This is a genomic window from Pseudomonas sp. BN515 (genome assembly GCF_029873155.1).
In the GTDB taxonomy this organism is placed as follows: domain Bacteria; phylum Pseudomonadota; class Gammaproteobacteria; order Pseudomonadales; family Pseudomonadaceae; genus Metapseudomonas.
In genome coordinates this window covers 97,404-121,646 of sequence record NZ_SSOH01000010.1, presented here as the reverse complement: position 1 = coordinate 121,646, position 24,243 = coordinate 97,404, and the positions used below count along the sequence as shown (strand labels likewise).

The window sequence follows — 24,243 nt, the reverse complement described above, 5'->3', positions numbered from 1 at the left end:
CCATCCATGGCCCCACACGCCTCTCGCGGCATCCATGCCGCTCGTCCCCCTCCACAACGATTCCGCTCGGCCTCCTGACGGGGCGGAGTCCCCGCCCCACCGCTTCTGCTCAGATTCAGCCTGAGTGGGCTTCAGGACAACTTTGGATTAGCCGTCGCGAGTCACCCCTCTCCCTCTGGGAGAGGGGCGGGGGTGAGGGTTGTCTCAGGCTTGCGCAAACGCCTGAAAGTCCCGTGTTAGAGGGACCCTTCAACACTGCAAAGGCTAACGAAGACATAGCCAATGAACTCGCCCCTACAACGGCTCAGCTTTCGTTACTGCACGCCGCCTGTATCGCCGTCAACGCGATGGTGTGGATGATGTCGTCCACCAGGACATTGCGCGGCAGGTCGTTCACCGGCTTGCGCAGGCCTTGCAGCATCAGGCCGCCGCTCACCACGGGGTGGCTCTGCTGGGCGTCCTTGTAGGCGGCATCGCCGGTGGCGAGGTCGGGGAAGACGAAGACCGTGGTGCTGCCCTCCCGGGCGGCGGTGGAGTAGGGCAGGGGGCCTTCGATGGTCAGCTCGGGGCGGGCGGCGCGGGCCAGGCGGGCGGCTTCCCGGACCTTGGCCAGCGCAGCCTCATCGAGCGAATCGCAGATCATCGTCACCCGCGGGACGATCCCTAAGGCCTCGGCCGAATCCGCGCTTTGCAGGGCGATTTCCGCCAGGTCGTTGGCATCGGGCTCGGGGTTCACCGCGCAGTCGCCGTAGACCACCACCTGTTCCGGCAACAGCATCAGGTAGACCGAGGAGGCGATGCGGTAGCCGGGCGCCGACTTGATCAACTGCAGCGCGGGGCGGATGGTGTTGGCGGTGGGGTGGATGGCGCCGGACACCAGGCCGTCCACCTCATCCAGCGCCAGCATCATGGTGCCCAGCACGACGTTGTCTTCCAGTTGGGCGGTGGCCATCGGCGCGTTCAGGCTCTTGTTCTGCCGCAGGTCCACCATGGGCTGCACGTAGCGTTCACGGACACGTTCCGGATCGAGGATTTCCAGGCCTTCGGGCAACTCGATGCCATGGGCGCGGGCCACCGCGTGCACGTCCTCCGGCCGGGCCAGCAGTACGCAATGGGCGATGCCACGAGCCTGGCAGGCGGCGGCTGCCTGCACGGTGCGCGGCTCGCTGCCTTCGGGCAGGACGATGCGCTTGCCGGCGAGCTGCGCCTGCTGGATCAGGCGATGGCGGAAGGCCGGAGGCGACAGCCGCTGGCTCGCGCTGGGGGCGCCACAGCGGGCGCGCAGCCAGTCGAGGTCCAGGTTGCGGGCGACGAACTCGGTGACCTTCTCCGCGCGCTCGCGGTCGTCCACCGGGATTTCCTTGTTCATCCGGTTCAGGTTGGTCGCCGTGTCGTAGGTGCCGGTGGCCACGCCCAGCACCGGCAGGCCGCCTTGCAGGGCGCCACGGCAGAGTTCCAGGGTGCGCGGGTCGGGCTGGATGTCACTGGAAAGCAGCAGGCCGGCGAGCGGTACACCGTTCATGGCGGCGAGGCTCGCGGCAAGGATGATGTCGTCGCGGTCGCCCGGCGTCACCACCAGTACACCCGGCTTGAGCTGCTGCACGGTGTTGGGCACGGTGCGTGCGCAGACCACGATCTTCTGCACCCGGCGCTGGTCGTAATCGCCAGCGTTGATGACCTGCGCCTGCAGCAATTCGGCGACGTCGCGGGTACGCGGTGCGTTCAGCTCATCCAGCCAGGGCACGCTGCCGAGCAGGCGGAAGTCGTCGCCGCGCAGCAGGGGCGACTGGTCCTTGAGGCGGCGGGTGAACTCTTCGTCGCGCACCTTGTTGAGGATCACCCCGAGCACTTTCGGGTCGCGCGGGCCACCGAATTGCTGGGCCTGGATCTCCAGGCGGTCGGACAGTTCGGAAAGGCTTTCGTCTTCCGGCGCCGACACCAGGATCACATCGGCGTCGAGGCTCTTGGACAGGTGGAAGTTGATCCGCGCGGCGTAGCTGGCATGGCGGGTCGGCACCATGCCTTCGACGATCACCACGTCCTTGCCTTCGGCCGCCTGGTGGAACAGGCCGGTGATCTCATCCAGCAGTTCTTCCAGCTGGCCGTCGGCGAGCATCCGCTCGACATGGGACTGGGACAGCGGCATCGGGGGCTTCAGGCCGTGGGTGCGTGCCACCAGTTCGGTGGAGCGTTCCGGGCCGAGGTCGCCGGGGTGTGGCTGGGCCACGGGCTTGAGGAAGCCGACCTGCAGGCCAGCCAGCTCCAGGGCGCGCACCAGGCCCAGGCTGGTGGAGGTGAGGCCGACGCCGAAACCGGTCGGGGCGATGAAAAAGCAGTGCATGGTGCTCCTTGGCAAAGGCGGTTCAGGCGAGCAGGGCCAGGGTGTCGAGGGCGATCTGGCGTTCTTCGTTGGTGGGCACCACCAGCACGCGCGGATGGCCGCGCTTGTGGATGGGCCCGGCGACGCCGCGCACGCAGCGTGCGTTGGCTTCGCGGTCGATGGCCAGGTTGAGCAGCTTCAGGTGATCCACCGTGCGGCTGCGCACAAGGGGTGAATTCTCGCCGATCTCGCCGGTGAAGATCAGCCCGTCCAGCTGCGGCAGCGCACAACCAACAGCGGCCAGGGTCCTGGCCAGGCGATAGCAGAAGACTTCGATGGCCAGGGTGGCGCCCGCGTGGCCCTGGTCGCGGGCCGTCTCCAGGCTGCGCATGTCGCCGGCCAGTTCCGAGAGACCGAGCAGGCCGCTTTCCTGGCGCAGCACCTGGTCGATCTTCTCCAGGCTCCAGCCGAGGCTGCGGTGCAGTTGGGTGTAGAGGTGCGGGTCGATGTCGCCACTGCGCCTCGCCATCACCAGGTTCATGCTGGCGTCGCGGCTCTGGCCGTTGACGATGGCGCAGGTGGAACAGTGCTCGCCCAGATGGGCGGAGAGCCAGCAGCTGTCACCGAGGGAAAGCCCGGCCAGTTCGGCAGCGCGGCGGCTGACATAGCGGTGGCTGTTGCCGTGGAAGGCATAGCGGCGCAGGCCGTGGTCGCGGTAGACGGCGTCCGGCAGGGCGAGGCGGTAGACGTGCTCGGGCATGCTCTGGTGGAAGGCCGTGTCGAACACCGCGACATGGGGCAGGTTCGGCAGCAGGTGCATGGCGGCGTCGATGCCCACCAGGCTGGCCGGCATCTGCTGCGGCGCCAATGGGACCAGGGCCTGCAGGCGGCGGACCACCAGGGCGTCCACCCGGCAGGCGGAGGTGAACAGCTCGCCGCCGTGCAGCACGTGGTGGCCGACACCGTGGAGCTTGCCGCCGGCGGCGCCCTGGACGATGGGCAGCAGCTGCGACAGCGCGGCGCGGTGGTCGGCGTTGGGGATCATCAGGCTGTCCTTGTCTCCGCCGCGCTGCCAGCGCAATTCCGCGTCGCGGCTGCCGAGTCCGTCGGCCATGCCGTGGAGGATGAACTGGCTGTGGGCTTCGTTGATCAGGGCGAAGCGCAGCGACGTCTTGCGCGCGTGGATCACCAGGATGTTGCGTGCGGGCATCAGGTTTCCTCAGTGGACTCGGGCGCCAGGCCCTGGGCGCACCAGCCGCAGGGGAAGAGTCGACCCAGCTGGGCAGCGCGCAGTTCGGGGTCGAGCACCCAGGCGCGTGACTGCCAGGGCGGCTGGTGCCGCAAGTGCTGAGTATGGCCGCAGGAAAGCACCGCCACCCAGTGACCGTCTTCGTCTTGCCTGTAGCCGACGAGCCGGGGCCGCCCGTCAGCGTTCGGGTCGCAATCGACCGGCCGCGCGGTTAAACTTGCGCTTTCATCATTCATTCCAGAAGGTCTCGCACCATGCTGATCGCCGCCAACAAGGCCGTGTCCATCGACTATACCCTTACCAACGACGCCGGTGAGGTGATCGACAGTTCCGCCGGCGGCGCCCCGCTGGTGTACCTGCATGGCGCCGGCAACATCATCGCTGGCCTGGAGCGCGCCCTCGAAGGCAAGCAGGTCGGTGACGAGCTGAACGTTGCCGTCGAGCCGGAAGATGCCTACGGCGAATACAGCGCCGAGCTGGTTGCCACCCTGGACCGCGCCATGTTCGAAGGCGTCGATCAACTGGAAGTCGGCATGCAGTTCCACGCTTCCGGCCCGGACGGCAGCATGCAGATCGTGACCATCCGCGACATCGACGGCGACGACGTCACCGTTGACGGCAACCACCCGCTGGCCGGCCAGCGCCTGAACTTCAAGGTCAAGGTCGTTACCGTGCGTGATGCCAGCGACGAAGAGATCGCTCACGGCCACATCCACGGCGAAGGCGGTCACCACCACTGACCGGTCGTCCGCGACTGCCGCCCCGGCAAATCGCGAATCGGCTGCTAAGCTGATAAAACCGAAAAGGCGCCCCGGGGCGCCTTTTTTGTCTGCTGTGAAATCCCTGAGATTTTCGAGGAGTCAGTCATGAGTGCGTTTCACGACCTCAATTTGCGCGCGCTCGACGGTCAGGACCTGCCGTTGGCGCCGTACAAGGGCCAGGTGGTGTTGGTGGTGAACGTCGCCTCCAAATGCGGCCTGACCCCGCAGTACGCCGGGCTGGAAAAGCTCTACCAGCAGTACCGCGACAAGGGCTTTACCGTGCTCGGCCTTCCCTGCAACCAGTTCGCCGGGCAGGAGCCGGGCAGCGAGGACGAGATCCGCGAGTTCTGCAGCCTGAACTACGGCGTGACCTTCCCCCTGGGCAGCAAGATCGAGGTCAACGGCTCGGCACGTCACCCGCTGTACCGCCTGCTGGCAGGCGAGGGGGCCGAGTTCCCCGGCGAGATCACCTGGAACTTCGAGAAGTTCCTCGTCGGCAAGGACGGCCGCGTACTGGCGCGCTTCTCGCCGCGCACCGCGCCGGACGATCCCGCGCTGATCCAGGCTGTCGAAAAGGCCCTGGCCTGATCCAACCCCCGCACTCATGAACGCTTGACCGTAGGAGCCAGCTTGCTGGCGAATGCCTCATCTGGGACGTTCGCCAGCAAGCTGGCTCCTACATTTCCTCCCCGGCAGTATCTCCCCGCGCTTTTAGTAACCAATCACGCCGATCAATAGTGCTGGGCATGGCGAGACGACCGGTCATATGCTCGCCGCCATGACCAGTATCCGACTCGACAAACGCGACCTCATTCTCGCCAAGGGCTCCCAGGTGATGACCCGCCGTGGCTACCACGGCACCGGCGTGCAGGAAATCGTCCAGGCCGCGGGTATCCCGAAGGGCTCCTTCTATCACTACTTCGCCAGCAAGGAAGACTTTGCCGTGCAGGCGCTGGAGTACCTCTACCTGCCACGACTGGATCGTTATGCACAGGCCCTGGGTAACCCGGCGTTGAGCCCGTGCCAGCGCATCCTCGGCTATTACCGCGAGCTGCTGGCGCATTTCGCCGGGCGCGAGAAACCGGAATACCACTGTTTCATCGGCAGCCTCGGTTACGAGATGGCCGAACTCTCGCCCGCTATCGGCGAGCAGGTGGAAAGCATCCTGCAGGGCTCGGTGGACATCCTCCAGGCTTGCCTGGAAGAAGCCGTGGCCGCTGGCGAGCTGCCGGCCGATGAAGACTGCGCCAACCTCGCCGCCTTCATCGCCAACGCCTGGCAGGGCGTGCTCACGCGCCTGAAGGTAGGCGGTGGCACCGCCCCCATGAACGCATTCGTCGACCGCCTGGAACTGCTGCTCCGGGCCTGATTTTTCAATGCCTTGAAACCGAGACGACCGGTCATATGGCCGGCCACAGGAGAACCCATGACCGCTCCCGTACAAGCCCTGTTCGAACCCTTCCGCCTCGGCGGCCTGGAACTGCCCACCCGCGTGGTGATGGCGCCGATGACCCGTTCGTTCTCCCCGGGCGGCGTGCCCAATGCCAAGGTGGTGGAGTACTACCGTCGCCGCGCCGCTGCGGGCGTCGGCCTGATCATCACCGAGGGCACCACCATCGGTCACAAGGCCGCCAACGGCTATCCCCATGTACCGCGCTTCTTTGGTGAAGACGCGCTGGCCGGCTGGAAGGAAGTCGTGGATGCCGTGCATGCCGAAGGCGGTCGCATCGTTCCGCAGCTCTGGCACGTGGGTAACGTGCGTCGCCTGGGCACCGAGCCGGACGCCAGCGTTCCCGGCTATGGCCCGACGGAAAAAGTGAAGGACGGCCAGGTCGTAGTCCACGGCATGACCAAGGACGACATCCAGGAAGTGGTCGCCGCCTACGCCCAGGCCGCCCGTGATGCCAAGGCCATCGGCATGGACGGCGTGGAAATCCACGGCGCCCACGGCTACCTGATCGACCAGTTCTTCTGGGAAGGCACCAACCAGCGCACCGACGAATACGGTGGCAGCCTGGCCAACCGCTCGCGCTTCGCCATCGAAGTGATCCAGGCCATCCGCGCCGCCGTCGGCCCGGACTACCCGATCATCTTCCGCTACTCCCAGTGGAAGCAGCAGGACTACACCGCGCGCCTGGTGACCACCTCCGAGGCCTTGGGTGAGTTCCTCAAGCCGCTGTCCGATGCCGGTGTGGATATCTTCCACTGCTCCACCCGCCGCTTCTGGGAGCCGGAATTCGAAGGCTCCGAACTCAACCTGGCCGGCTGGACCCGCCAGCTCACCGGCAAGCCCACCATCACCGTTGGCAGCGTCGGCCTGGATGGTGAGTTCCTGCAGTTCATGGTCAAGACCGACAAGGTCGCCCAGCCGGCCAATATCGAAGGCCTGCTGGAGCGCCTGAACAAGGAAGAGTTCGACCTGGTCGCCGTGGGCCGCGCCCTGCTGGTGGACCCGGATTGGGCGGTGAAAGTGCGCGAAGGCCGCATGCACGACATCCTGCCGTTCAGCCGGGATGCGCTGGGTAGCCTGGTGTAAGGCACTGGTATGAAGAAGCCCCGCTTAGGCGGGGCTTTTTTGTATGCGTGTCGTGCTCAGCTACCCTCTCCCCCGGCCCCTCTCCCGCAAGCGGTAGAGGGGTGACTCGCGCCTGGCACGCAGTACCCATCATGCACGGACGGCTCCCTCTCCCTCTGGGAGAGGGCTGGGGTGAGGGTTGAGAGCAGCCAATCCCGCTCGGACTTCCCCTCAAACCCTCTTTCAGTTGGGCTGACACCTCCATCTTCGCCCGGCACTGTGCGCGCATCACAACAAGCGCCGGCACACCGGCCGAAGGAGTAACCCATGCGCATTGGCCTGGTAGTGGATGCCACCTGTGACCTGCCCCAGGACTTTCTGCAGAAGCACCGCATCCCGGTGCTGCCCATCCGCATCCGGCTGGGGGAGCATTCGCTGGTGGACCGTCGTGTACCCCAGGCCACCCAGGCCTTCTACAGCGAGTTGCTGCCCAAGGCCGGGCCGGCGGATCGCAGCGAGCCGCTGCAGGTCATGGAGATGCAGGAGTGGTTCCTGGAGGAGCTGGTCACCCGCTATGACCACGTGATCTGCCTGACCATCTCCTCCCAGCGCAGCCCGATCTTCGAGCACGCCACCCAGGCCTCTTTCGGCCTGCTCCAGCGCTACCGCGACCGCCGCGCAGCGGCTGGCGTGGCCGGACACTTCGCGATGCGCGTGGTGGATGGCGGCAACATCTTCGCCGGCACCGCCGTGCTGGCCGCCGAGGCCATGCGGCTGATTGGCGATGGCGCCCATCCCAACGCCGTGCGGACACGGCTGGAGCAGTTGTCCGGGCAGGTCTGCACGTTCCTGCTGCCTGACGACCTCGGGCATCTGCGCCAGCGTGGCTTCCAGAAGGGCGAGCGCAGCGGCCTGCTCGATCGCCTACGCGGGGCAGCACTGGGGCTGGGGTCGTTACTGGACGTGAAGCCGGTGATCAGCGTGCTGCAGGGCGAAGACAAGCCCGTATCCCTGGCACCCAGCTTCGACAAGGCGGCGGAAAAACTGTTTGCTCACGCCCGCTCGCGGGTGCTTTCCGGAGAGTTGCTAGCGCCGCAGTTGTGCATGAGTTTTGCCGGGGAGCTATCGCTGGTTCGCGACCTGCCAGGCTTCGCCGAACTGGAGGCGGCCTGTGTAGAGCGGGGTGTGACACTGCATCTGGCAATGCTCAGTCCAACGGGAGCGATCAACCTTGGACCTGGCGCATTGAGCCTGGCCTACGCCGCGCCCCCTGCCGCTTTCTCTTAAGCCTGCGGGGGCAGGGTGCTGCCGACTGGGGTTTCCAGTTCCGGGCGGCGCGCGTGCAGCAGGTATTGCTCGAATTGCTGGACGATGGCTTCCCAGCCCTGGCGTCCGGCGTGCATCCGCGCATTGAGGCGCACGCGGCGCAGGCATTCCGGGTCTTCCAGCAGCCAGGTGGCGGCCTCGACGAAGCTGCCCGGCTCGTCCGGCAGGGCCAGCGCACCGTTGTGCCCATGGCGAATGTGCTGGGCAGCGGCGGCCTGGTCGAACGCCACCACCGCAAGACCGGATGCCAGGGCTTCCAGCACGACGTTGCCGAAGGTTTCCGACAGGCTGGGGAACAGGAACAGGTCCCCCGAGGCGTAGTGCCGTGCCAGTTCCTCGCCGCGCTGAACGCCGCAGAAGATGGCTTCAGGCAGGGCACGCTGGAGCTGCGTTCGCTGGGGGCCATCGCCCACCACCACCAGCTTCAGGTTCTGCTGTGGATAACGCTGTTGCAGGCGCTGAAACGTGTCGCCGAGCAGACTGAGGTTCTTTTCCGCAGCCAGGCGACCGACATGGATCACCACGATGTCCTGCTCACCTGCTCCCCACTGCGCACGCAGGTCCGGGCAGCGGCGGGCAGGGTTGAACAACTGGCCGTCCACTCCGCGGGACAGCAGTTGCAGGCGCTCGAAGCCGCGCCGGGTGAGGTCCTGCAGCTGGCTGACGCTGGGTACCAGGGTCAGCCGCGTGGCGTTGTGAAACCAGCGCAGGTAATTGGTCAGCAACCGGGTCAGCAGGCCGGCGCCGTAGTGGCCGGTGTACTGCTGGAAATTGGTGTGGAAGCCGCTCACCACCGGAATTCCCAGGCGCCGTGCAGCGCGCAGGGCGGAGAAGCCCAGCGGGCCTTCGGTGGCGATGTAGAGCACATCCGGTTTGCGCTGACGCCAGCGGCGCAACAGCTTGTGCAGGCAGGACTGGCCCCATTGCAGGCCGGGGTAGCCCGGCAGCGGCCAGCCGCGAATCAGCAGCAGGTCATCGTCGCTCCTGCGGCCGTGGTCGCAGGACTGGCGCGGACGCACCAGCTGCAGCCGGTGGCCGGCGGTCCGCAGGCCGTCGCAGAGGCGGCCAAGGGTATTGGCCACGCCATTGACTTCGGGCAGGAAGGTTTCGCTGATCAGCGAGATGTACAGGGGCGCTATGGTCATGACGCCAGTGTCGGTACTGGCGATGTAGCCCGTGTGACAGCTGGATGACCGCTGAATGACGTAACTTCCGGGGGCGAGGCGTGGAACGGGCATGGTACTTGAGTGCCAGTGCGCGGAACCCCCTTGAAGGAGCGGCATGCAGGAAGCGGTGGAGAAGGAAATCGCCGAGCGCTTCCAGCAGGAGATTGAAATGCAGGCCCAGGAAGCGGAGGAGGAGCCGCAAGCGCGGGAGAATCCGATCAGCATCCAGGCTTGAGCTGCAGCTGCTCCGAGTTCGGACTATCTGTAGGAGCGAGCTTGCTCGCGAAGCATCGTGCTTGCCCGTTCGCGAGCAAGCTCGCTCCTACCAGTCAGTAGCTCGCCTGCACTCAGCGCATCACCTGACTGGATTGCTTCTGCAAGGCCAGGTCGCCCTGCTCGCGCACCCAGAACAGCGTCGCGCCGGCCACGGCAGCCGGCATCATCAGGATGTTCACGAAGGGAATCATCAGCGCCAGGTAGGTGATGCCGCCAAAACCCAGGCTCTGCCAGCGCTTCTCGCGCAGCCAGGCGAGCATCTCGTTCCAGCCCAGCTTGTGGTTGTCCGCCGGGTAGTCGATGGTCGGGTGACCTCGACCTGCACCGCTACAGTCCGCGTCATAAGCGACCCCTTTCCAAGGGAATCGTCCGAAGTGTATCAGGCGAATGGTCCACCTGACGTGTTCCTGTGGGGACATTCTCTACTGCTGGTGCCATACACCGAACAATCGATGGCGATTGGTAGTTGTTTAACAACTGTGACGAGTTCGCACCCCTCTTGGAGTCGCGTATACGCGGCGATCTCGCTCCGACCTTAGGCTTACTATGTCGAGTGCTGAAAATCGCTCAAATCGCAGCCTGGGCGGTTTTAGCAGGCATGGCAAGTTGTTGTTCAAAAAATATGCAGAAGCAGGCATCGAAACAGCTAACAGAAAGATTTCATAATTCTAAAAAACACATCTTTCCACCCTGGAAAACAATAATTACGTTAGGTTGCCACCGGTAAGGTTAAGCCTGCCCAATTACCCCTCCCTGTTTTCGCAATTTAAAATTCGTTTTCTTATTTTAGAAATAACAATTTAGGTCGGATTATTCCAATCGGAAAAGTTCGCTGCTATAATCGCCAGCCTGTCCAATTCCGGGCGGATTTCCAAAGCAGTTCCCTCTTCATGCAACTCATCGCAGTGATGCGTAAGTCTGTCTGTGGGGTTCTGTCATCTCCCGTAAATCACACGGAGTATCGAAATGAAACACAAACACCACCAGCTAGGGTTAAGCAAGAATGGTAGATGCGCGATTTTTAATATTTGATAAAAGAACAGTTCAGGAAGATGGTTTTTCAATTGACAAAGAAACCGGTGAAATCCTTGGAAAATACTATTCGGAAATTCCGATTTTTCCTGATGAGGGATTCCCGTCTGTCGCCCCGGAGGAGTGCGGAAGTGTTGATGAATGGAAGGCCTACCTGAAGAGTCACGTGGATCTTAGGAAGTTTCCAAAGCCAACAATCGGAAACCTTCGCAGCGCACAAGACTTGGCACTCGGCATGCACTTTAGGAAGGAAGGTGATTACCGGATTAGTGAGCCAATGATGAAACTTCTGGTAAAGCTACTGGGGCTCGTGCAGTACAGAAATTTGATCATTGACTCTCGGAGTGGACTTGCGAAGTCATTAGGTGTTTCCCCGTCCAACTTGATGAAAACGCTGGAGATTCTTTCAGGTAAGGGGCTTATCCGTTGTTCTACTTCAAGTAATAGTCAGATGCGAGTCGGAGAAATCAAGGTGGCGATAGCACCATTCTTGATATTCCGAGGTTACGACAGGCAGCAGGAAGCCGCTACTGAAGTTTGGTACAAGCCAGACGGGAAGGCGATTGTGGATGCTCTGGTACAGGAAGCGCTGTTCAATCTAGAACAATACCAGCGACACAGACAGGAGGCAGCGTAGCTTTGCGTAAGTTTCCGGGAAAAGTTACGACAGAAATTACACTGCAGCCCTAGTGCTGCAAGGGGGTTAATAAATTCCTTATTATAGTAGATGCGGTGTTGATTTACCGCAGGGAGAGCCGCATCAGGCTTACTCGCTCTGTGGATACTAGAGCTTGTCAATGTATCCAACTTGTGACCTTCGGTCATTTGGACGATACGCATCACACAGAGAGTTTAATCGCCCTAGCAGGGCCAACCTCCCGACCCCGGAAGGGGCGCCAGAGGCGGGGGCGAGCAGCCCCTCGAATACCCCGCCAAGTAAGTGAAAGGGCTTTGATGGTAGTGCTGGTCGGGAGACCATTGGTTACAAACATAAGCATTCGGTGGGCCGGGGATTGGTACACTTGTACTCCGGCTCGCCTTCTAATAGGGCGCTCTATGGGAAAGTATCCTTCAACGCATGATGGCAACATCATGGACTTGATACGCACCTACTGCACGCATAGAGAGCGGGTAACCGTATGCAGCGTCTCGCTTCGCTCAAGCATGGCTGCATAGTTTGCATCTCGTGTCCTACAAGCTAAGTCCATTCTAGATGTGTTCACTGATCCCTGACTGCAGAGCGTAGTCGCTGGCCTACTCTACTCGATCAGCTAGCCCCGTTAGAGTAAGCCCCCTTCAAGCTGCGGAAACAATCACTCCGAAGATTTGAGCCTTGGCCAGCGGTTGTAGCCAATGGCTGGGTCGTTGGCCTTCAGTTCGCTAATAAATTCGACTTCCTTCACGTTCACTTCCTTGTCGCTAGCATCTTCCGACTCCCACAGAATTTGCTTGCGAACGGTAAAGTCGCGTCTTTCTTCCGCAGTGAAGTCCTGCTCAATCAGCTTGCTATCCGCACTCCCGAAATAGGTCAGCGTCCCGGTTAGGTCTTTGCCAACGTAAATCTTCCCGTTCGGGTAGGTGATCTTGTAAATAACCTTCATGGTTCGTCCATTCATGGGCCAGTCCGTGTCCTAGTGGGGGTACAGTCAGGATAACAGGCGCTTGGCGTAGTGGTGTGATCGGGCCGGATTCAGCGTTGTTTCCCTGGAACCAGCTATTCCTGGGCTTAGGGCAGCGTGTTGTTTAACTAACGGTGAATCCGTGCCTGATTTTCAAATTCGCTCCCGGTAAACAAAATTCGCTCCGGGCTTTCACAAGTACGGAGCTGATTAGACTGGTGCCCATAATAAATTCGGACAATTGCAAGCGGACGGGCAGCCGGAAGCTGGTCAGCCCCTGGCAGGGGTAGCCTTTTCAAGCGGTAAGGAAGGGAGTTAGGCCCGTGTCAATTCGGGTACACCTGACACACCACAGCAATACGCGCCGGAATCCGTGTCACTAAATGGGCTTTTCGGATTCAAACTGATACGGTAGAATGTGATACACCCAAACTGACACAAAGGGCTTCAGCCATGTTTATCCGGGCCTACCTCAGAGCTTCCACCAGTGAGCAAGACGCCAGCCGTGCTAAACAGTCGCTGATTGACTTCGTAGCCAGCCACGGCCATCGGATCGCCAGCTTCTACTTGGAGAACGAATCCGGCGCCAAGCTCCAGCGCCCGGAGTTGTTCCGCCTGCTGGAAGATTGCCAACCGGGTGACGTACTCCTAACTGAACAGGTTGACCGACTGTCTCGCCTGAACGCTGAGGATTGGGAAAGTCTGAAAGCCATCATCGCGGCGAAGAAAGTAACCATCGTCACCCTGGACCTAACCACGAGCCACGCAGTGTTTAAACCCGAGAAAGATCAGGACGCTTTCACCAAGGGCATGATCGCGGCAGTTAACGGGATGCTGCTGGATATGCTCGCTGTAGTCGCTCGCAAGGATTACGAAGATCGCCGTCGTCGTCAGGCTGAGGGAATTGCGAACGGTAAGGCTCAGGGTGTTTACAAAGGCCGTCCGGCTGACGCGGAACTGCACGCCAAGATTGCCGAACTGCTGAACGATCACAAGTCCATCCGCCGCATTGCTGAGTTGCTGGATTGCTCCACAACCACAGTTCAGAAGGTTAAACGGGCCATGTCCGCATAACCCCAGTCGATAGACCCCACACAAGCCCGCATAGCGCGGGCTTTGTTGTTTATGCGAGGTCACCCGCAGGTAAACATTCCGCGTCGTGTACGGCCTTCCAGGGCTACTCCAGGGGTGTTCACGGATATTTTACCGTTAAGAAACATTATCATTCGAGCGTGGCAACCTTGCTTCTCCATGCAGCGAGCGATCCAGCTCACGGATATTCCTTGCCAGCCACAGGGGCATTACCCCCACCCCTTGTGATTCCCGCCAGAAAAGGGGACTGGTTTTTAGCATTTTGGAATCGCTCAGGGGTTACTTGCAGGGAAAGGCATTAGTCATTGCAATCATGGCTCCCACCCCTTCGTGTGCATGAAGGTCTTCAGGATGCTCTTTCAGGTATTTGACTACAATGCGAGCCAACTGGATGTGGGGAATGACTCCTTCCGGTCTGCATACCACTTGCATCTGTGGCATTTGGCGACCAACTGCGTCCAGTGTGGTTAAAGTGCCGTGAAGAGTTCCGTAGCAGAATCCAACCTCATAGAAGGATTTGACGTCTCGCATTTCACCACCGTCAGCCAGCCGCACCGCTTCTTGGCACTGTGCTAACAACTGGTTCCCGTCCGCCATAGCTCCAGCACACCACAGCACCCCCGCCACACCTATGATGATGCGTTTCATCACCGTCCCTCCCACTTGTCCTAGTGGGCAAGCGTAGTCAAGACGGGCAGGGTGGCTGTCTGGGAAAAGGGTCTATTCACCACCAAAGATCACGGCAAGCAGCACTAGCAGCACTAGCACCACAACGGTAAGTGCACGATCAAGAATTATGAGCGCCTTCCACACGTGCTTACCGGCGGCCTTCCTGTACGCAATCAAGGTGTGAACTGCTCACGCCAGTGCTGGTATGAGCATTAGCAGGGGGTATGTAAGGTCACCCACAGATCACTGTCCTTGTCGTCCTGGCAATTTGGAAGCCATAGCCCCGCAGGGGGGGCAGGGGTTGGCGGTAGGGGTAGGCCCTACTAAGCCTCTACTGCTTCGTCTTTCGTTCTTTCGCCAATTTCGCGCACTCTGAAATGACCCCCTTTGGTAAATGAATCCACTGATTCACTATGGGGGCAAGTTCTGGGCGAAGCCATAGCGGAGAATTGGACAATTTAAAATGCTGGACAGCGTCGTCAGCGTCCGGGATTGGTTGCCCGTCGCCAAACATCGCATTACGCCACACCAGTCCGTCGCGTGCGGGGTCGTTGCTTGCGAGAATGCTTTCGAGACGTCCGTTAGCGAGGTGGCCATCAACCGCAGGCCCACTCAATCTGGCCTCGATTCGTTCAATGCTCTTCGCTAGCACCGCCTCACTAGGAGAGTCGTTGTAATGCTCAACGTCGAGCGGTTCGCAGTATTGTCGCAGCCGCCACACTAGTGCATCGAGGCCATGTAGTTCATGGTCAAAGAAATGGAACGAGCCGATGAGGTAGCGGTCCTCACCCGATTGAGCAATATGGTCAAACACGATTTTTTCCGCTTCGGGCAGAGCAATCCTGAACGACAGCTTATCGTTGATGATGTTCAGTGCTTTAGAAATGTCATGTTTAATCTCTTTGGTGCTGATTCGATTCAACAGCAAGATGCACTTCAGGTACTTCTCCAGTGCCTGTAATCCCGACCATAGTGCTTGCGTAGGGAGACGTGCTCGTGTGGCCAATCGGGCCGCAATGTAATCTCCGTCCCCCGTATCCCTGAAGCAGCGGATAGCTAGATCGTTCACCCACGCGTGTTCGCACGGCTGTTGGTACGTCTCGGAGAACCGCCGAAAGGCGGCCACTTCATCTTCCGGCTTCCCCATGATCTGGCCTCCTGACGAGTTTCCTGTACTGGCTGAATGCTGCCAGTGTCGCAGAAAGCCTCCCAACGCCGGTAGGGGCGGGCCGCTTGTCACCACACTACCGTTGGTTTCCCTTTGGTTAACATGAGGCCATCTCAACCCGCCCAGGAAAGACCATGACAGCACCCCACGAGTGGAAGCATTCCGTTGCCGATGTTTACGCGAGCAAGTACGGGGCTGTTGCCCAAGACTTTCTTGCCTTGGTAGTGACGCCTTCGCTGGACGCCCTGGAGCGTAGGTGGGATGCCTTGCTTACCGGTGATAACAAGATCAGAGCGGCATTTGAGTCCTTAGATCACGCCGAGCTGATAAACAAAACGAGTTCGGCGTTTTGCTTGTCGATTCAGTCGCTGTGGGAACGCTACTTTCGCCGTTACCTGCTCACGTGCCCTAACGCCTTGGCCGTGGAGGGTGTCACCCGCGAAAAGCTGGAAAAGGCTCATTGGGGGGAGAAGCCTAAAGAACTTGGCGGACTGTTCCGAAAGATTCGCGGCCTTGATCTTGAATCGTTCGACTCCTACTCCACGTTGAACAAGCTCCAGCTTTTGGCGAACGTTTGTCGCCACGGTGATGGTCCGTCTGCTCGTGAACTCCACGATATCCACCCCTCGCTGTGGCCAGAATGGACGGACACTCCCGAACTAAGGGCCATTGGCGCTGTGCCTCCGTCTGTTGACCTCATCAAGATCAGCCGGGAACTCCTAACCCAGTTCGTAAACGCCATTGACGTGTTCTGGATGGACATGGAGTGCCGTGCCCTGGAGAGCTTCGGGATTGGTGAGTTTCACATCGAGCGCCAGATTGCCAACCTGCGTGAAGCTCGCATTCCGAAGCTGTTGACGTTCAAGCCTGAATCCGCCCAGGGATAGCAAATACGACGACGCGGGGTTGTTGGAGGTTGTGTAGGTTAAGCCCTTGGCTAAACGTGGAAAGGAAAAGCCCGCGATTAGCGGGCCCTTCCAGTGGAACCGGATCACTCGTAGTAAGCGATGGTGCCTTTAAGCTGTTCCGCAAAGGCGTAGATGTCGTCCAGGGACGCGATAGGGTGCCGAGTCTCGTTCTTCTCGTGGTCGAAGAGTCCGATGTACTTCTGACTGCGGTTAAAGTGGAGGCGGCAAATCGGCTTCCGATTGTTGTCGTCCAGCAGCACACCGAAATAGCTCTGCGTGTCGCGGTGAACGATACGCTTAGCGTCAACGACCGCCCGAACAATCGCCTTGACGATGTGGAAGCCTTCCAGCTCATCCAGTGTCGTCTGAACCCGATCCTCTTCCTGCTCGTTCGCAGCTTCGTTAGTTACGGTTGTCTCCGCCGGGGCTACCGCAAACGATGGTTGGATGGCTCCGCTCATGGCTGACTTGAGGCGATCATTAACCTGATCCCCGAGGAACTGGGCCGCTGCCTTTCGGGTGAGCGTGGCGAACTGCTCCCTCACCTTCTGTGTGATGATCCCGTCGTAAACTCGGGCCGCGAAGAACTTCACAAAGTCGTCGTCAGGTTGGTTGAACTGAGCAGCCATCTCCCGCTTGATCTGGCTGACGTACTTCAGCTCGCCAGCAGCATTGATGATCGAATCAACATCAAACGCGGCCTTGGTGATCTTCTGAAGCTCAGGCAAGACATGCTCATCAACGTCGAGCAGGTCGAGTTCCAGAAACGGTTTGTCATCCATCTTGTTCGCGGCGTCGAGGTCCGTGAAGAACTTGTAGACCTGGCCATTGGTGAGGATGGAAATTCGGGCACTGGTGACGTGGAAGTAGCGGAAAAGCTGGCTCGCATGGTTGATGTGTAGTGGCTCCCCGATCTTCTTGCACTCGATCAGAATCTGAATTTCGCCATTCTTCAGGATGGCGTAATCAATCTTCTCGCCTTTCTTGGTGCCGATGTCGCAAACGTATTCGGGCGTCACCTCGGAAGGGTCGAACACATCGTAACCAAGCACCGAGTTGATGAAGGGCATTACGAAGGCGGTCTTAGTGGCCTCTTCAGTTTGAATCGCCCCGCCTTGCTGCCGGACCTTGGCAGATAACGCGTTCAGTCGCTCTACGAATTCCATGTCACGCTCCTTGCTGAGGACGACTTCAGCGTAGTAAGCAGCCGCATTACTGGCAATTGGCAAGTACCGCTGTTGGTCCTTGGTCCGTCCGGTGAATCTGGAAATTCGAAACACCGAACTACGTCAGCAATCCCGCCTCCCTGGCGATGCTCGGTAGTTTTTGCATCTCCTCGACCATACGCGACAGTGGGTTGACCCCGTATCTGTCCCCCTCATTCTCCGCAGCATGTCCGGTTATCCAGTCGCTGACTTCCTTCGGGATACCGACCTCTCGGGCCAGGGTCTTGAAGGTATGCCGGAAGGCATGGAGCGGGTTGCGTCCTTGGCGATAGATACCCCATCGCTGGGTCAGTGGGCGCCATCCTTTGGAAACGATTCCGGCAAAGCCGTCAGCTACCTTCACCAGTTGTGGGAATACGCGAGCATCGGCTTGTTTGCCCTTCACCAGTTCCAAGAAGCCCAACGCAATCAGGTCATCATGCAAGGGCACGTCACGCCGACTGCTGTCGGTCTTTACCGATTTGTCGGGACGATCATCGATGATGCGGATGAACCATTGGCCGTTATCTTGCTGGCGTACATCACTGACGTAGAGCTGGGCAATTTCCTCACGCCTCGCCCCGGTGTAAGCCGCTATCAGGGGCAGCCAGAACAAAGCGTTGCCAGGGCGGCCTTGTAGGTGTCGCAGGGCTGCGAAATCGGGCTGGCTGAACATCCTCACCAGTTCCGACCATGTGTAGCCACGGTCGTCGTCTAGGCGGCGTTTGGGTTTCGCTGAACCGAGTCGTTTGTGGAGACGCGAGCTGCTGATCGGGTTAGTCGGGATGATGCCTGAGTCCACTGCGTAGGACAGGATGGAAGAGAGTCGGGCGATGGTCAGGCGAACCGTTGAGGTAGCTAAAGGTTTGTCCTGACCCTTTGCCTTGGATTGCGATAGCCGGGTAGCGAAGGTCTGTACTTCTATCGGATCGATAGTGGTGATTCTGAGGTCGCCCATCGCTTCGACGAAGCGTTCGACGGCTCGCCCGTAATCAATGAGGTGTCGCCGATGGACATACTCGGGTTTGTTTGCCAGGACGAGAGAGTCGGCATAACGCTGGAATACCTGCGAAAGCTTCAGAGTGTTGGCGGCTGCCGGAGCATGTTTGGTTAGCGGGGTGTTGATTGGGATGGGAAGCTGGGTAGGGGAGTCTTCGACAGCTTCCGTCTGGTCGCCAGCCGCTGTCCCCTGTCGATCCCTCTGACGGGCCTGCTGAAACAACCTCTCCGAATCTGCGTATGCGGCAGCGAAGGCTGATTTCGCCTGACGGTAGTCACGAGTTCGCAACGAGCGGCGTATTTCAACTTTACCGACTATCGGACGCAGTTCTTCAGGGACTACACGTCGCAGGTAGTAGATACCTGAGTCTGGATGCCGGAAGGGCTGAGCAATAAGGGCCATGTTCTGTACCTGCCTTCTGTATCAGTTAGCAGGAAAGGGGTCCACTTACGGCTCAGCCTGTAGGCGTTGTGAGCTGCGTCAGCAGCTACTTCACCAACGCCTTGTCGCCGCCCTCGCGCACCCAGAACAGGGTCGCGCCGGCCACGGCGGCGGGCATCATCAGGATGTTGACGAAGGGAATCATCAGCGCCAGGTAGGTGATGCCGCCAAAACCCAGGCTCTGCCAGCGCTTTTCCCGCAGCCAGGCGAGCATCTCGTTCCAGCCCAGCTTGTGGTTGTCCGCCGGGTAGTCGATGTATTGCACCGCCATCATCCAGACGCCGAAAACGATCCACAGCGGCGCGGCCACCAGGTTGACCACAGGGATGAAGGACAGGATCAGCAGGGCGGCGGCCCGTGGCAGGAAATAGGCCAGCTTGCGCAGCTCTCGGCCCACGGTGCGCGGGATCATCGCCATCAGTTCGGCCCAGCTGAAGGCCGGGAATTCGTCCTTGCCGCGTACCACCACTTCCACCTTTTCCGCGAGGAAGCCGTTGAACGGCGCGGCGATGATGTTGGCCAGCATGGTGAAGCTGAAGAACACCAGCACCAGGACCAGCAGCACGAAGAGCGGCCAGAGCAGGTACTGGAGGAAGCTCAGCCAGTCGGGGAGGCTGGGCATGAAGGCGTCGACCCAGCCGCTGAATTCCTGCACGGCGAAGCCGATAAGGGCGGCGAACAGCAGGAGGTTGACGGTCAGCGGTAGCAGGACGAACAGGCGCAGTCCGGGGCTGAGAACCAGTTTCAGTCCTTCGCCGAGGTACTGCGGTCCGGAAAGTGCGGGTGCAGGCATGGTGGTCCCTCAAGGTTGCAAACGCGCCGACCTTAACGGCTTTGCCGGCGGCGTGGAAAGCCTGGAAAAGGCTCGGAACAAATTTGATCGCGGCTTTGCAAATAGGTGTCACCTATGGCCGGGATTGAGAGCGGGTATTTCCGCTATCGAGCGCCCCCCGGTAACCTTGCGACCATTGCTGGCCAGTCGACAACGGCCAGCCCCTGTTCAACGGGGCCACTGCATCCAAAGCCTTCCCCAAGTGCCGCAGTGGCCCCTTTTTATGCCCCAAGGGGCGGGAGTCAGCCATGTCCGAAGCACGTCATTCGCGGGTCATCATCCTCGGTTCCGGCCCTGCCGGTTACTCCGCGGCTGTCTACGCTGCCCGCGCCAACCTCAAGCCGCTGCTGATCACCGGCATGCAGGCGGGCGGCCAGCTGACTACCACCACCGAAGTCGACAACTGGCCCGGCGACCCCCACGGCCTCACCGGCCCGGCGCTGATGCAGCGCATGCAGGAGCACGCCGAGCGTTTCGAGACCGAGATCGTCTTCGACCACATCAATGCCGTGGACCTGGCCGGCAAACCGTTCACCCTGGTGGGCGACAGCGGCACCTACACCTGTGATGCGCTGATCATCGCTACCGGCGCCAGCGCCCGTTACCTGGGCCTGCCCTCGGAAGAGGCGTTCATGGGCAAGGGCGTTTCCGCCTGCGCCACCTGCGACGGTTTCTTCTACCGCAACCGCGAAGTGGCGGTGGTCGGCGGCGGCAACACCGCCGTGGAAGAGGCGCTGTACCTGGCCAATATCGCCAGCAAGGTGACCCTGGTGCACCGTCGCGAGACGTTCCGCGCCGAGAAGATCCTCCAGGACAAGCTGAAGGCGCGGGTCGCCGAAGGCAAGATCGTCCTCAAGCTGAACGCGGAAGTGGACGAAGTGCTGGGCGACGACATGGGCGTCACCGGCGTGCGCCTGAAGCGCAATGACGGCGGCAGCGACGAGCTGAAGGTGGACGGCCTGTTCGTCGCCATCGGCCACACCCCGAACACCTCGCTGTTCGAAGGCCAGCTGACGCTCAAGGACGGCTACCTGGTGGTCAACGGCGGCCGCGACGGCAACGCCACCGCCACCAACATCCCCGGCGTGTTCGCCGCCGGCGACGTGGCCGACCACGTCTACCGCCAGGCCATTACCTCGGCCGGTGCGGGTTGCATGGCTGCCCTGGACGTCGAGCGTTATCTCGACGGCCAGTAAGCAGAGCCTGATGAGGAAAGCCCCGCGAATGCGGGGCTTTTTCTTTTCGATGGCATCGGAGACCGACGTTGGGCCGCGTTGCGCTTGGCCCAACCTACGGGGAGGTCTGCGCCCATCTCGTAGGTTGGGCTGAGTTCAGCGAAGCCCAACGCGACGGGGCTCGAGTCGGGCACTGAGGTCGGGCGGCTCTGCGCTTGGCCCAACCAGGGGAGGTCTGCGTCAGACCCAGGTATTCAACGACAACGTCCGCGCGCTCATGCGCTGGTACAGGCCCTGGGCTTCCAGCAGCAGGGACTGGCGGTCCACGGTGAGTTCGATGGCCTTGCGGCCTTCCGCCTCGCAGCGATAGAGGCTGTTCTGGGCTTGCTGGCGCAGGCAGTGGTAGCGCAACTGGCGGGCTTCCACCCGCAGGCTCGGCAGATCGATGTAGGCGACCTGCAATTGCTCGCTCTGGCCGGTGTCCAGTCCGCAGCGCTGCAGGGCCGGCGTGTGGGTGAAGGGCGTGGCGGAGAGCATCACCAGCTGGCACTGGTCGAGGTCGTGGCGGCGCTGGCCGTTCAGCAACCAGCGTCCGCGGATATCGCGCTCCAGGCGCAGGCTGCGCGAGCCATGGTTTTCCACCTTCAGCCAGAGATGACGGAAGCGCCAGCGCGGGTCGCTGTCCAGCACGTAGGTGGCGGCGATGCTCTGGCCGTTGCGGTTCTGCACCAGATGGCTGCTGGCGTGGATGCCCTGTTCATCCATGGACAGACGCAGGCTTTCCACGCCGGACGTCGTCAGGGGCTTCCATACGAGGGTTTGCTGCATCCGTGCGCTCCGCAAGTGGTGTTGTCGCTGGCCAATCGTGTGGGAGCGATCAGGCCAAGCATCCACAACAGATGAGAATCCTACTCGTTTGGTAGAAAAATGCTGTCAGCCATTGCCGACAGAAAGCGGAAGCCAAAGCGTAAGAAAACCGCCCCGGACGGGGCGGTTGAGCGGGGTCAGGCCTTGCGTTGCAGTGGCTGGCGCTCGAAACGAACGCCGGCGAGGCCAGTGTCCATCAGGGCGCGGATGTTGCCGTGGTCGTTGCCTTCCGGCGTGGCCAGCACGGAGCGGTAGTGCTCACCGAAGGCCAGCAGGGTTTCTTCCAGGCTGAAGCCTTCCAGCAGGGCCAGGCCGAGGGTCTTGCAGGAGCCTTCGTTCTGGCCGGCGGCGTTTTCCACCGGGCCGTTGGCAAAGGCGCTCTGCTGGTAGTCGTAGCCTTCGGCAATGAAGGCCAGGGTCTCGGCGAAGAGGAACTGGTCGCTGTGCAGGCGGGCGCGGAAGTCGTTCAGGTTGCTCATTCTTTGTTCGCTTTGTTGAAGGCCGATTGTTGCTCGGCGCTGGCTTCTTTCTGGTACTTGGCCTTCCAGTCGGCGTAAGGCATGCCGTAGATCTCTTCGCGGGCCTGGTCTGGCGTTACTTCCAGGCCCAGGTCGTCGGCGGCGGCCTTGTACCACTTCGACAGGCAGTTGCGGCAGAAGCCGGCGAGGTTCATCAGGTCGATGTTCTGTACATCGGGGCGGCTACGCAGGTGTTGCACCAGACTGCGGAAGGCTGCGGCCTCGAGTTCAAGGCGTTCTTGCTCGGTCATGGCAGGATTCTCCTGGGGCTTTCGGGAGGGACTGGCGGGGATGATAGGAGCCCTCCTTGGCCCCGGCAATCGACTCTGAACAGGTCAGCGACGAAGCGGACCTGTTACTCGCGATGGCTGGCAAGTGTGATCGACACCGATTCGGCGAAGCGCAGCGCGTGGGGCTTGTCCACCTCCACCTCGGCGTAGCGCACGCTGGGGTTGGCCATCACCAGGTCGAGGATTTCCTGGGTCAGGCGCTCCAGCAGGGCGAAGCGGTTCTCTTCGACGTGGCGGATGATGGCCTTGGTGATGGTGCGGTAGTTCAGCGCGTGGTCGATGTCGTTGTCGCGCACGGCCTCGGTGGCCGGGTAGAGGATGGTGAGGTTGATCAGCACATCCTGCTTGTTGAGGATTTCTTCCTCCTTGATTCCGATGAAGGTGCGCAGGCGCAGGTCCTTGACGCGGATTCGCGCCATTCCGGGCTCCAGTCTCGGCATTCTCTAGTTACTCCGTCCGATCAATTTCAGGAATTCGTGGCGGGTGTTCTGGGATTCCCTGAAGGCTCCGAGCATCACCGAGGTGCTCATCACCGAATTCTGCTTTTCCACGCCGCGCATCATCATGCACATGTGCTGGGCTTCGATCACCACCGCCACACCGGCGGCGCCCGTCACCCGCTGTAGCGCATCGGCGACCTGGCGGGTGAGGTTCTCCTGGATCTGCAGCCGTCTCGCGAACATGTCGACGATGCGGGCGACCTTCGACAGGCCCAGCACTTTGCCGGTGGGAATGTACGCCACATGGGCCTTGCCGATGAAGGGCAGCAGGTGGTGTTCGCAGAGGGAATAGAGCTCGATGTCCTTCACGGTCACCATCTCGTCGTTGTCCGAGGCGAAGAGGGCGCCGTTGACGAGTTCGTCCAGGTTCTGCTCGTAACCGTGGCACAGGTAGCGCATGGCCTTGGCGGCGCGCATGGGCGTGTCGCGCAGGCCTTCGCGCTCAGGGTCTTCCCCCAGCCCCCGCAGGATTTCCCGGTAATGCAGGTCCAGTTCATCGCTCATGGTGGCAGTCCTCGCGGCGCCTACTTGAGGTGGCGTCCGCCGTTGAGAGTCAGGGTCGTTCCGGTGACGTAGGAATTGTCCAGGAGGTAGCGCAGGCCCTGGTAGACCACCTGCGGGCCGGGCTCGATGCCCAGCGCCGACTTGGCCAGGGTCTTCTTGCGGTAGGCGTCATCGTCATCGGCATTGAACATCACCAGCGCCGGGGCGATGCCGTTGACCTTGATGTGGGGGGCGAAGCGGGCGGCGAAGGACAGTGTGAGGTTGTCCAGCCCGGCCTTGCTGGCGCAGTAGGCGACGCGCTTCTCGCTGCCTCGGCGCGCCACGTCGTCGCTCAGGTGGATGATGTCCGCGGGGCTGCTACGGCGCAGCAGCTCCTCGCAATGCAGGTTGATCAGGTAGGGCGCCAGCATGTGCACGCTGAACATGCGCTGGAAGGCGTCGGCTTCATGGCCAGGCGTTTCCGTCAGCCAGTCAGATGCGTTGTGAACAATGGCGCGCAGGCTGTCGGTGCAGTCCTTGAGCGCTTCGATGAAGTCGAGAATGCCGGCTTCGCTGGAAAAGTCCGCGGCGAGCGCCGTGGCGCCGCGTTCGCGCAGGTGCCTCACGCCGTCGCGTTCGGTGCGGTAGCTGATGATGACCGGTTGGCCTTCGTCCAGAAGGCGTTCAGCGCAATACAGACCGACGCGCTGGCTGGCGCCGGTGATGAGGATTGGAGCGGGTCGGCTCATTGACGCCTCGAAGCGGGAGGTACTGAGGGCGATGGCCGGGACGCGGTGCAGACGGCCTGATCTGCACCACGTTATACCAGGG

25 protein-coding genes and 1 pseudogene are annotated in these 24,243 nt (G+C 61.2%); 9 read left to right on the top strand and 17 right to left on the bottom strand.

All coding sequences use genetic code 11. The annotated features are described in order from the left end of the window. Positions 1-304: 304 nt before the first annotated feature. The 3 genes from pta to E8E91_RS00710 are packed head-to-tail and all read right to left on the bottom strand — an operon-like array spanning position 305 to position 3,805. On the bottom strand, positions 305-2,341 hold the full coding sequence (gene pta / locus E8E91_RS00720) for a phosphate acetyltransferase (protein WP_280374180.1): 2,037 nt from the start codon (positions 2,339-2,341) through the stop codon (positions 305-307). 22 nt (positions 2,342-2,363) lie between these two features. Then, positions 2,364-3,530, bottom strand: a complete 1,167-nt coding sequence (locus E8E91_RS00715; protein WP_280374178.1) for an acetate/propionate family kinase — start codon at positions 3,528-3,530, stop codon at positions 2,364-2,366. Then, positions 3,530-3,805 carry a DUF3565 domain-containing protein gene (locus E8E91_RS00710; RefSeq protein ID WP_280374176.1) on the bottom strand — a complete coding sequence of 92 codons (276 nt, stop codon included), beginning with the start codon at positions 3,803-3,805 and terminating at the stop codon, positions 3,530-3,532. Before E8E91_RS00710 ends, E8E91_RS00715 begins: the two co-directional genes overlap by 1 nt. A gap of 18 nt (positions 3,806-3,823) precedes the next feature. On the opposite strand from E8E91_RS00710, the gene E8E91_RS00705 reads away from it, so the two are divergent. The 5 genes from E8E91_RS00705 to E8E91_RS00685 all read left to right on the top strand — a co-directional run bounded on the left by E8E91_RS00705 (position 3,824) and on the right by E8E91_RS00685 (position 8,132). After that, positions 3,824-4,309 carry a peptidylprolyl isomerase gene (locus tag E8E91_RS00705; protein WP_179060472.1) on the top strand — a complete coding sequence of 162 codons (486 nt, stop codon included), beginning with the start codon at positions 3,824-3,826 and terminating at the stop codon, positions 4,307-4,309. A 126-nt stretch (positions 4,310-4,435) separates the two neighbouring features. Continuing rightward, a complete protein-coding gene (locus E8E91_RS00700) occupies positions 4,436-4,918 on the top strand; it encodes a glutathione peroxidase (protein ID WP_120654663.1) in 483 nt (160 codons plus the stop codon). Between the two features lie 190 nt (positions 4,919-5,108). After that, complete coding sequence (locus tag E8E91_RS00695) at positions 5,109-5,699, top strand: TetR/AcrR family transcriptional regulator (RefSeq protein ID WP_280374272.1); 591 nt, start codon at positions 5,109-5,111, stop codon at positions 5,697-5,699. Between the two features lie 57 nt (positions 5,700-5,756). Then, positions 5,757-6,866: an NADH:flavin oxidoreductase gene (locus E8E91_RS00690; RefSeq protein ID WP_280374174.1), complete on the top strand. Its 1,110-nt coding sequence runs from the start codon at positions 5,757-5,759 to the stop codon at positions 6,864-6,866. A 306-nt stretch (positions 6,867-7,172) separates the two neighbouring features. Continuing rightward, positions 7,173-8,132, top strand: coding sequence for a DegV family protein (locus E8E91_RS00685; protein WP_280374173.1), 960 nt, complete (start codon positions 7,173-7,175; stop codon positions 8,130-8,132). On the opposite strand, the gene E8E91_RS00680 is transcribed toward E8E91_RS00685, so the two are convergent. Beyond that, a complete protein-coding gene (locus E8E91_RS00680) occupies positions 8,129-9,340 on the bottom strand; it encodes a glycosyltransferase family 1 protein (RefSeq protein WP_280374271.1) in 1,212 nt (403 codons plus the stop codon). The genes E8E91_RS00685 and E8E91_RS00680 overlap by 4 nt on opposite strands. A 344-nt stretch (positions 9,341-9,684) precedes the next feature. Continuing rightward, positions 9,685-9,915, bottom strand: a pseudogene (locus E8E91_RS00675) (EI24 domain-containing protein); the annotation flags it as partial. A 701-nt stretch (positions 9,916-10,616) separates the two neighbouring features. Here E8E91_RS00675 and E8E91_RS00670 point away from each other — a divergent pair. Beyond that, positions 10,617-11,282, top strand: coding sequence for a hypothetical protein (locus E8E91_RS00670; protein ID WP_280374171.1), 666 nt, complete (start codon positions 10,617-10,619; stop codon positions 11,280-11,282). A gap of 676 nt (positions 11,283-11,958) precedes the next feature. Here E8E91_RS00670 and E8E91_RS00665 read toward each other — a convergent pair. Next, the gene (locus E8E91_RS00665; protein WP_280374170.1) at positions 11,959-12,261 is read right to left on the bottom strand and encodes a hypothetical protein; all 303 of its coding nucleotides are present in this window, start codon (positions 12,259-12,261) and stop codon (positions 11,959-11,961) included. A 456-nt stretch (positions 12,262-12,717) separates the two neighbouring features. On the opposite strand from E8E91_RS00665, the gene E8E91_RS00660 reads away from it, so the two are divergent. After that, positions 12,718-13,338 carry a recombinase family protein gene (locus tag E8E91_RS00660; protein WP_280374168.1) on the top strand — a complete coding sequence of 207 codons (621 nt, stop codon included), beginning with the start codon at positions 12,718-12,720 and terminating at the stop codon, positions 13,336-13,338. A 297-nt stretch (positions 13,339-13,635) separates the two neighbouring features. Here the strand turns inward: E8E91_RS00660 and E8E91_RS00655 are convergent, their stop codons facing one another. Then, positions 13,636-14,004, bottom strand: coding sequence for a Rap1a/Tai family immunity protein (locus E8E91_RS00655; protein ID WP_280374166.1), 369 nt, complete (start codon positions 14,002-14,004; stop codon positions 13,636-13,638). Between the two features lie 352 nt (positions 14,005-14,356). Further along, a complete protein-coding gene (locus E8E91_RS00650; RefSeq protein WP_280374164.1) occupies positions 14,357-15,172 on the bottom strand; it encodes a hypothetical protein in 816 nt (271 codons plus the stop codon). Between the two features lie 155 nt (positions 15,173-15,327). Here E8E91_RS00650 and E8E91_RS00645 point away from each other — a divergent pair, with 155 nt between their 5' ends. Next, positions 15,328-16,080: a hypothetical protein gene (locus tag E8E91_RS00645; protein WP_280374163.1), complete on the top strand. Its 753-nt coding sequence runs from the start codon at positions 15,328-15,330 to the stop codon at positions 16,078-16,080. Positions 16,081-16,184: 104 nt separating this feature from the next. Here the strand turns inward: E8E91_RS00645 and E8E91_RS00640 are convergent, their stop codons facing one another. The 3 genes from E8E91_RS00640 to cysZ form a co-directional block, all read right to left on the bottom strand. After that, positions 16,185-17,267, bottom strand: coding sequence for a type I restriction endonuclease (locus tag E8E91_RS00640; protein WP_280374161.1), 1,083 nt, complete (start codon positions 17,265-17,267; stop codon positions 16,185-16,187). Between the two features lie 118 nt (positions 17,268-17,385). Then, positions 17,386-18,708: a site-specific integrase gene (locus tag E8E91_RS00635; protein WP_280374160.1), complete on the bottom strand. Its 1,323-nt coding sequence runs from the start codon at positions 18,706-18,708 to the stop codon at positions 17,386-17,388. Positions 18,709-18,793: 85 nt separating this feature from the next. Then, positions 18,794-19,540 (bottom strand): sulfate transporter CysZ, encoded by a 747-nt coding sequence (cysZ, locus tag E8E91_RS00630; RefSeq protein WP_280374159.1) that lies wholly within the window; start codon positions 19,538-19,540, stop codon positions 18,794-18,796. Between the two features lie 287 nt (positions 19,541-19,827). Between cysZ and trxB the strand changes: the two genes are divergently transcribed. Then, positions 19,828-20,775, top strand: a complete 948-nt coding sequence (gene trxB / locus E8E91_RS00625) for a thioredoxin-disulfide reductase (protein ID WP_280374158.1) — start codon at positions 19,828-19,830, stop codon at positions 20,773-20,775. Positions 20,776-20,994: 219 nt separating this feature from the next. Here the strand turns inward: trxB and E8E91_RS00620 are convergent, their stop codons facing one another. The 6 genes from E8E91_RS00620 to folM all read right to left on the bottom strand — a co-directional run bounded on the left by E8E91_RS00620 (position 20,995) and on the right by folM (position 24,161). Next, entirely contained in the window at positions 20,995-21,582 is a 588-nt protein-coding gene (locus E8E91_RS00620; protein ID WP_280374156.1) for a putative glycolipid-binding domain-containing protein, read from the bottom strand. A gap of 176 nt (positions 21,583-21,758) precedes the next feature. Next, positions 21,759-22,100: a HopJ type III effector protein gene (locus tag E8E91_RS00615; protein ID WP_280374155.1), complete on the bottom strand. Its 342-nt coding sequence runs from the start codon at positions 22,098-22,100 to the stop codon at positions 21,759-21,761. Then, a complete protein-coding gene (locus E8E91_RS00610) occupies positions 22,097-22,390 on the bottom strand; it encodes a DUF1244 domain-containing protein (protein ID WP_226282592.1) in 294 nt (97 codons plus the stop codon). Before E8E91_RS00610 ends, E8E91_RS00615 begins: the two co-directional genes overlap by 4 nt. A 104-nt stretch (positions 22,391-22,494) precedes the next feature. Beyond that, positions 22,495-22,869, bottom strand: coding sequence for a dihydroneopterin triphosphate 2'-epimerase (gene folX / locus E8E91_RS00605; protein ID WP_151136724.1), 375 nt, complete (start codon positions 22,867-22,869; stop codon positions 22,495-22,497). Between the two features lie 3 nt (positions 22,870-22,872). After that, positions 22,873-23,433 carry a GTP cyclohydrolase I FolE gene (gene folE, locus E8E91_RS00600; protein ID WP_280374153.1) on the bottom strand — a complete coding sequence of 187 codons (561 nt, stop codon included), beginning with the start codon at positions 23,431-23,433 and terminating at the stop codon, positions 22,873-22,875. 20 nt (positions 23,434-23,453) lie between these two features. After that, entirely contained in the window at positions 23,454-24,161 is a 708-nt protein-coding gene (folM, locus tag E8E91_RS00595; RefSeq protein WP_280374151.1) for a dihydromonapterin reductase, read from the bottom strand. Positions 24,162-24,243 lie beyond the last annotated feature (82 nt).

Coding starts and splice junctions, on each gene's coding strand:
- trxB (WP_280374158.1), top strand. CDS start 19,828: ATGTCCGAAGCACGTCATTCGCGGGTCATCATCCTCGGTTCCGGCCCT.
- pta (WP_280374180.1), bottom strand. CDS start 2,341: ATGCACTGCTTTTTCATCGCCCCGACCGGTTTCGGCGTCGGCCTCACC.
- cysZ (WP_280374159.1), bottom strand. CDS start 19,540: ATGCCTGCACCCGCACTTTCCGGACCGCAGTACCTCGGCGAAGGACTG.
- E8E91_RS00650 (WP_280374164.1), bottom strand. CDS start 15,172: ATGGGGAAGCCGGAAGATGAAGTGGCCGCCTTTCGGCGGTTCTCCGAG.
- E8E91_RS00670 (WP_280374171.1), top strand. CDS start 10,617: ATGGTAGATGCGCGATTTTTAATATTTGATAAAAGAACAGTTCAGGAA.
- E8E91_RS00690 (WP_280374174.1), top strand. CDS start 5,757: ATGACCGCTCCCGTACAAGCCCTGTTCGAACCCTTCCGCCTCGGCGGC.
- E8E91_RS00660 (WP_280374168.1), top strand. CDS start 12,718: ATGTTTATCCGGGCCTACCTCAGAGCTTCCACCAGTGAGCAAGACGCC.
- E8E91_RS00685 (WP_280374173.1), top strand. CDS start 7,173: ATGCGCATTGGCCTGGTAGTGGATGCCACCTGTGACCTGCCCCAGGAC.
- E8E91_RS00635 (WP_280374160.1), bottom strand. CDS start 18,708: ATGGCCCTTATTGCTCAGCCCTTCCGGCATCCAGACTCAGGTATCTAC.
- E8E91_RS00620 (WP_280374156.1), bottom strand. CDS start 21,582: ATGCAGCAAACCCTCGTATGGAAGCCCCTGACGACGTCCGGCGTGGAA.
- E8E91_RS00645 (WP_280374163.1), top strand. CDS start 15,328: ATGACAGCACCCCACGAGTGGAAGCATTCCGTTGCCGATGTTTACGCG.
- E8E91_RS00610 (WP_226282592.1), bottom strand. CDS start 22,390: ATGACCGAGCAAGAACGCCTTGAACTCGAGGCCGCAGCCTTCCGCAGT.
- E8E91_RS00695 (WP_280374272.1), top strand. CDS start 5,109: ATGACCAGTATCCGACTCGACAAACGCGACCTCATTCTCGCCAAGGGC.
- folM (WP_280374151.1), bottom strand. CDS start 24,161: ATGAGCCGACCCGCTCCAATCCTCATCACCGGCGCCAGCCAGCGCGTC.
- E8E91_RS00710 (WP_280374176.1), bottom strand. CDS start 3,805: ATGAATGATGAAAGCGCAAGTTTAACCGCGCGGCCGGTCGATTGCGAC.
- folX (WP_151136724.1), bottom strand. CDS start 22,869: ATGCCGAGACTGGAGCCCGGAATGGCGCGAATCCGCGTCAAGGACCTG.
- E8E91_RS00640 (WP_280374161.1), bottom strand. CDS start 17,267: ATGGAATTCGTAGAGCGACTGAACGCGTTATCTGCCAAGGTCCGGCAG.
- E8E91_RS00655 (WP_280374166.1), bottom strand. CDS start 14,004: ATGAAACGCATCATCATAGGTGTGGCGGGGGTGCTGTGGTGTGCTGGA.
- folE (WP_280374153.1), bottom strand. CDS start 23,433: ATGAGCGATGAACTGGACCTGCATTACCGGGAAATCCTGCGGGGGCTG.
- E8E91_RS00705 (WP_179060472.1), top strand. CDS start 3,824: ATGCTGATCGCCGCCAACAAGGCCGTGTCCATCGACTATACCCTTACC.
- E8E91_RS00665 (WP_280374170.1), bottom strand. CDS start 12,261: ATGAATGGACGAACCATGAAGGTTATTTACAAGATCACCTACCCGAAC.
- E8E91_RS00700 (WP_120654663.1), top strand. CDS start 4,436: ATGAGTGCGTTTCACGACCTCAATTTGCGCGCGCTCGACGGTCAGGAC.
- E8E91_RS00615 (WP_280374155.1), bottom strand. CDS start 22,100: ATGAGCAACCTGAACGACTTCCGCGCCCGCCTGCACAGCGACCAGTTC.
- E8E91_RS00715 (WP_280374178.1), bottom strand. CDS start 3,530: ATGCCCGCACGCAACATCCTGGTGATCCACGCGCGCAAGACGTCGCTG.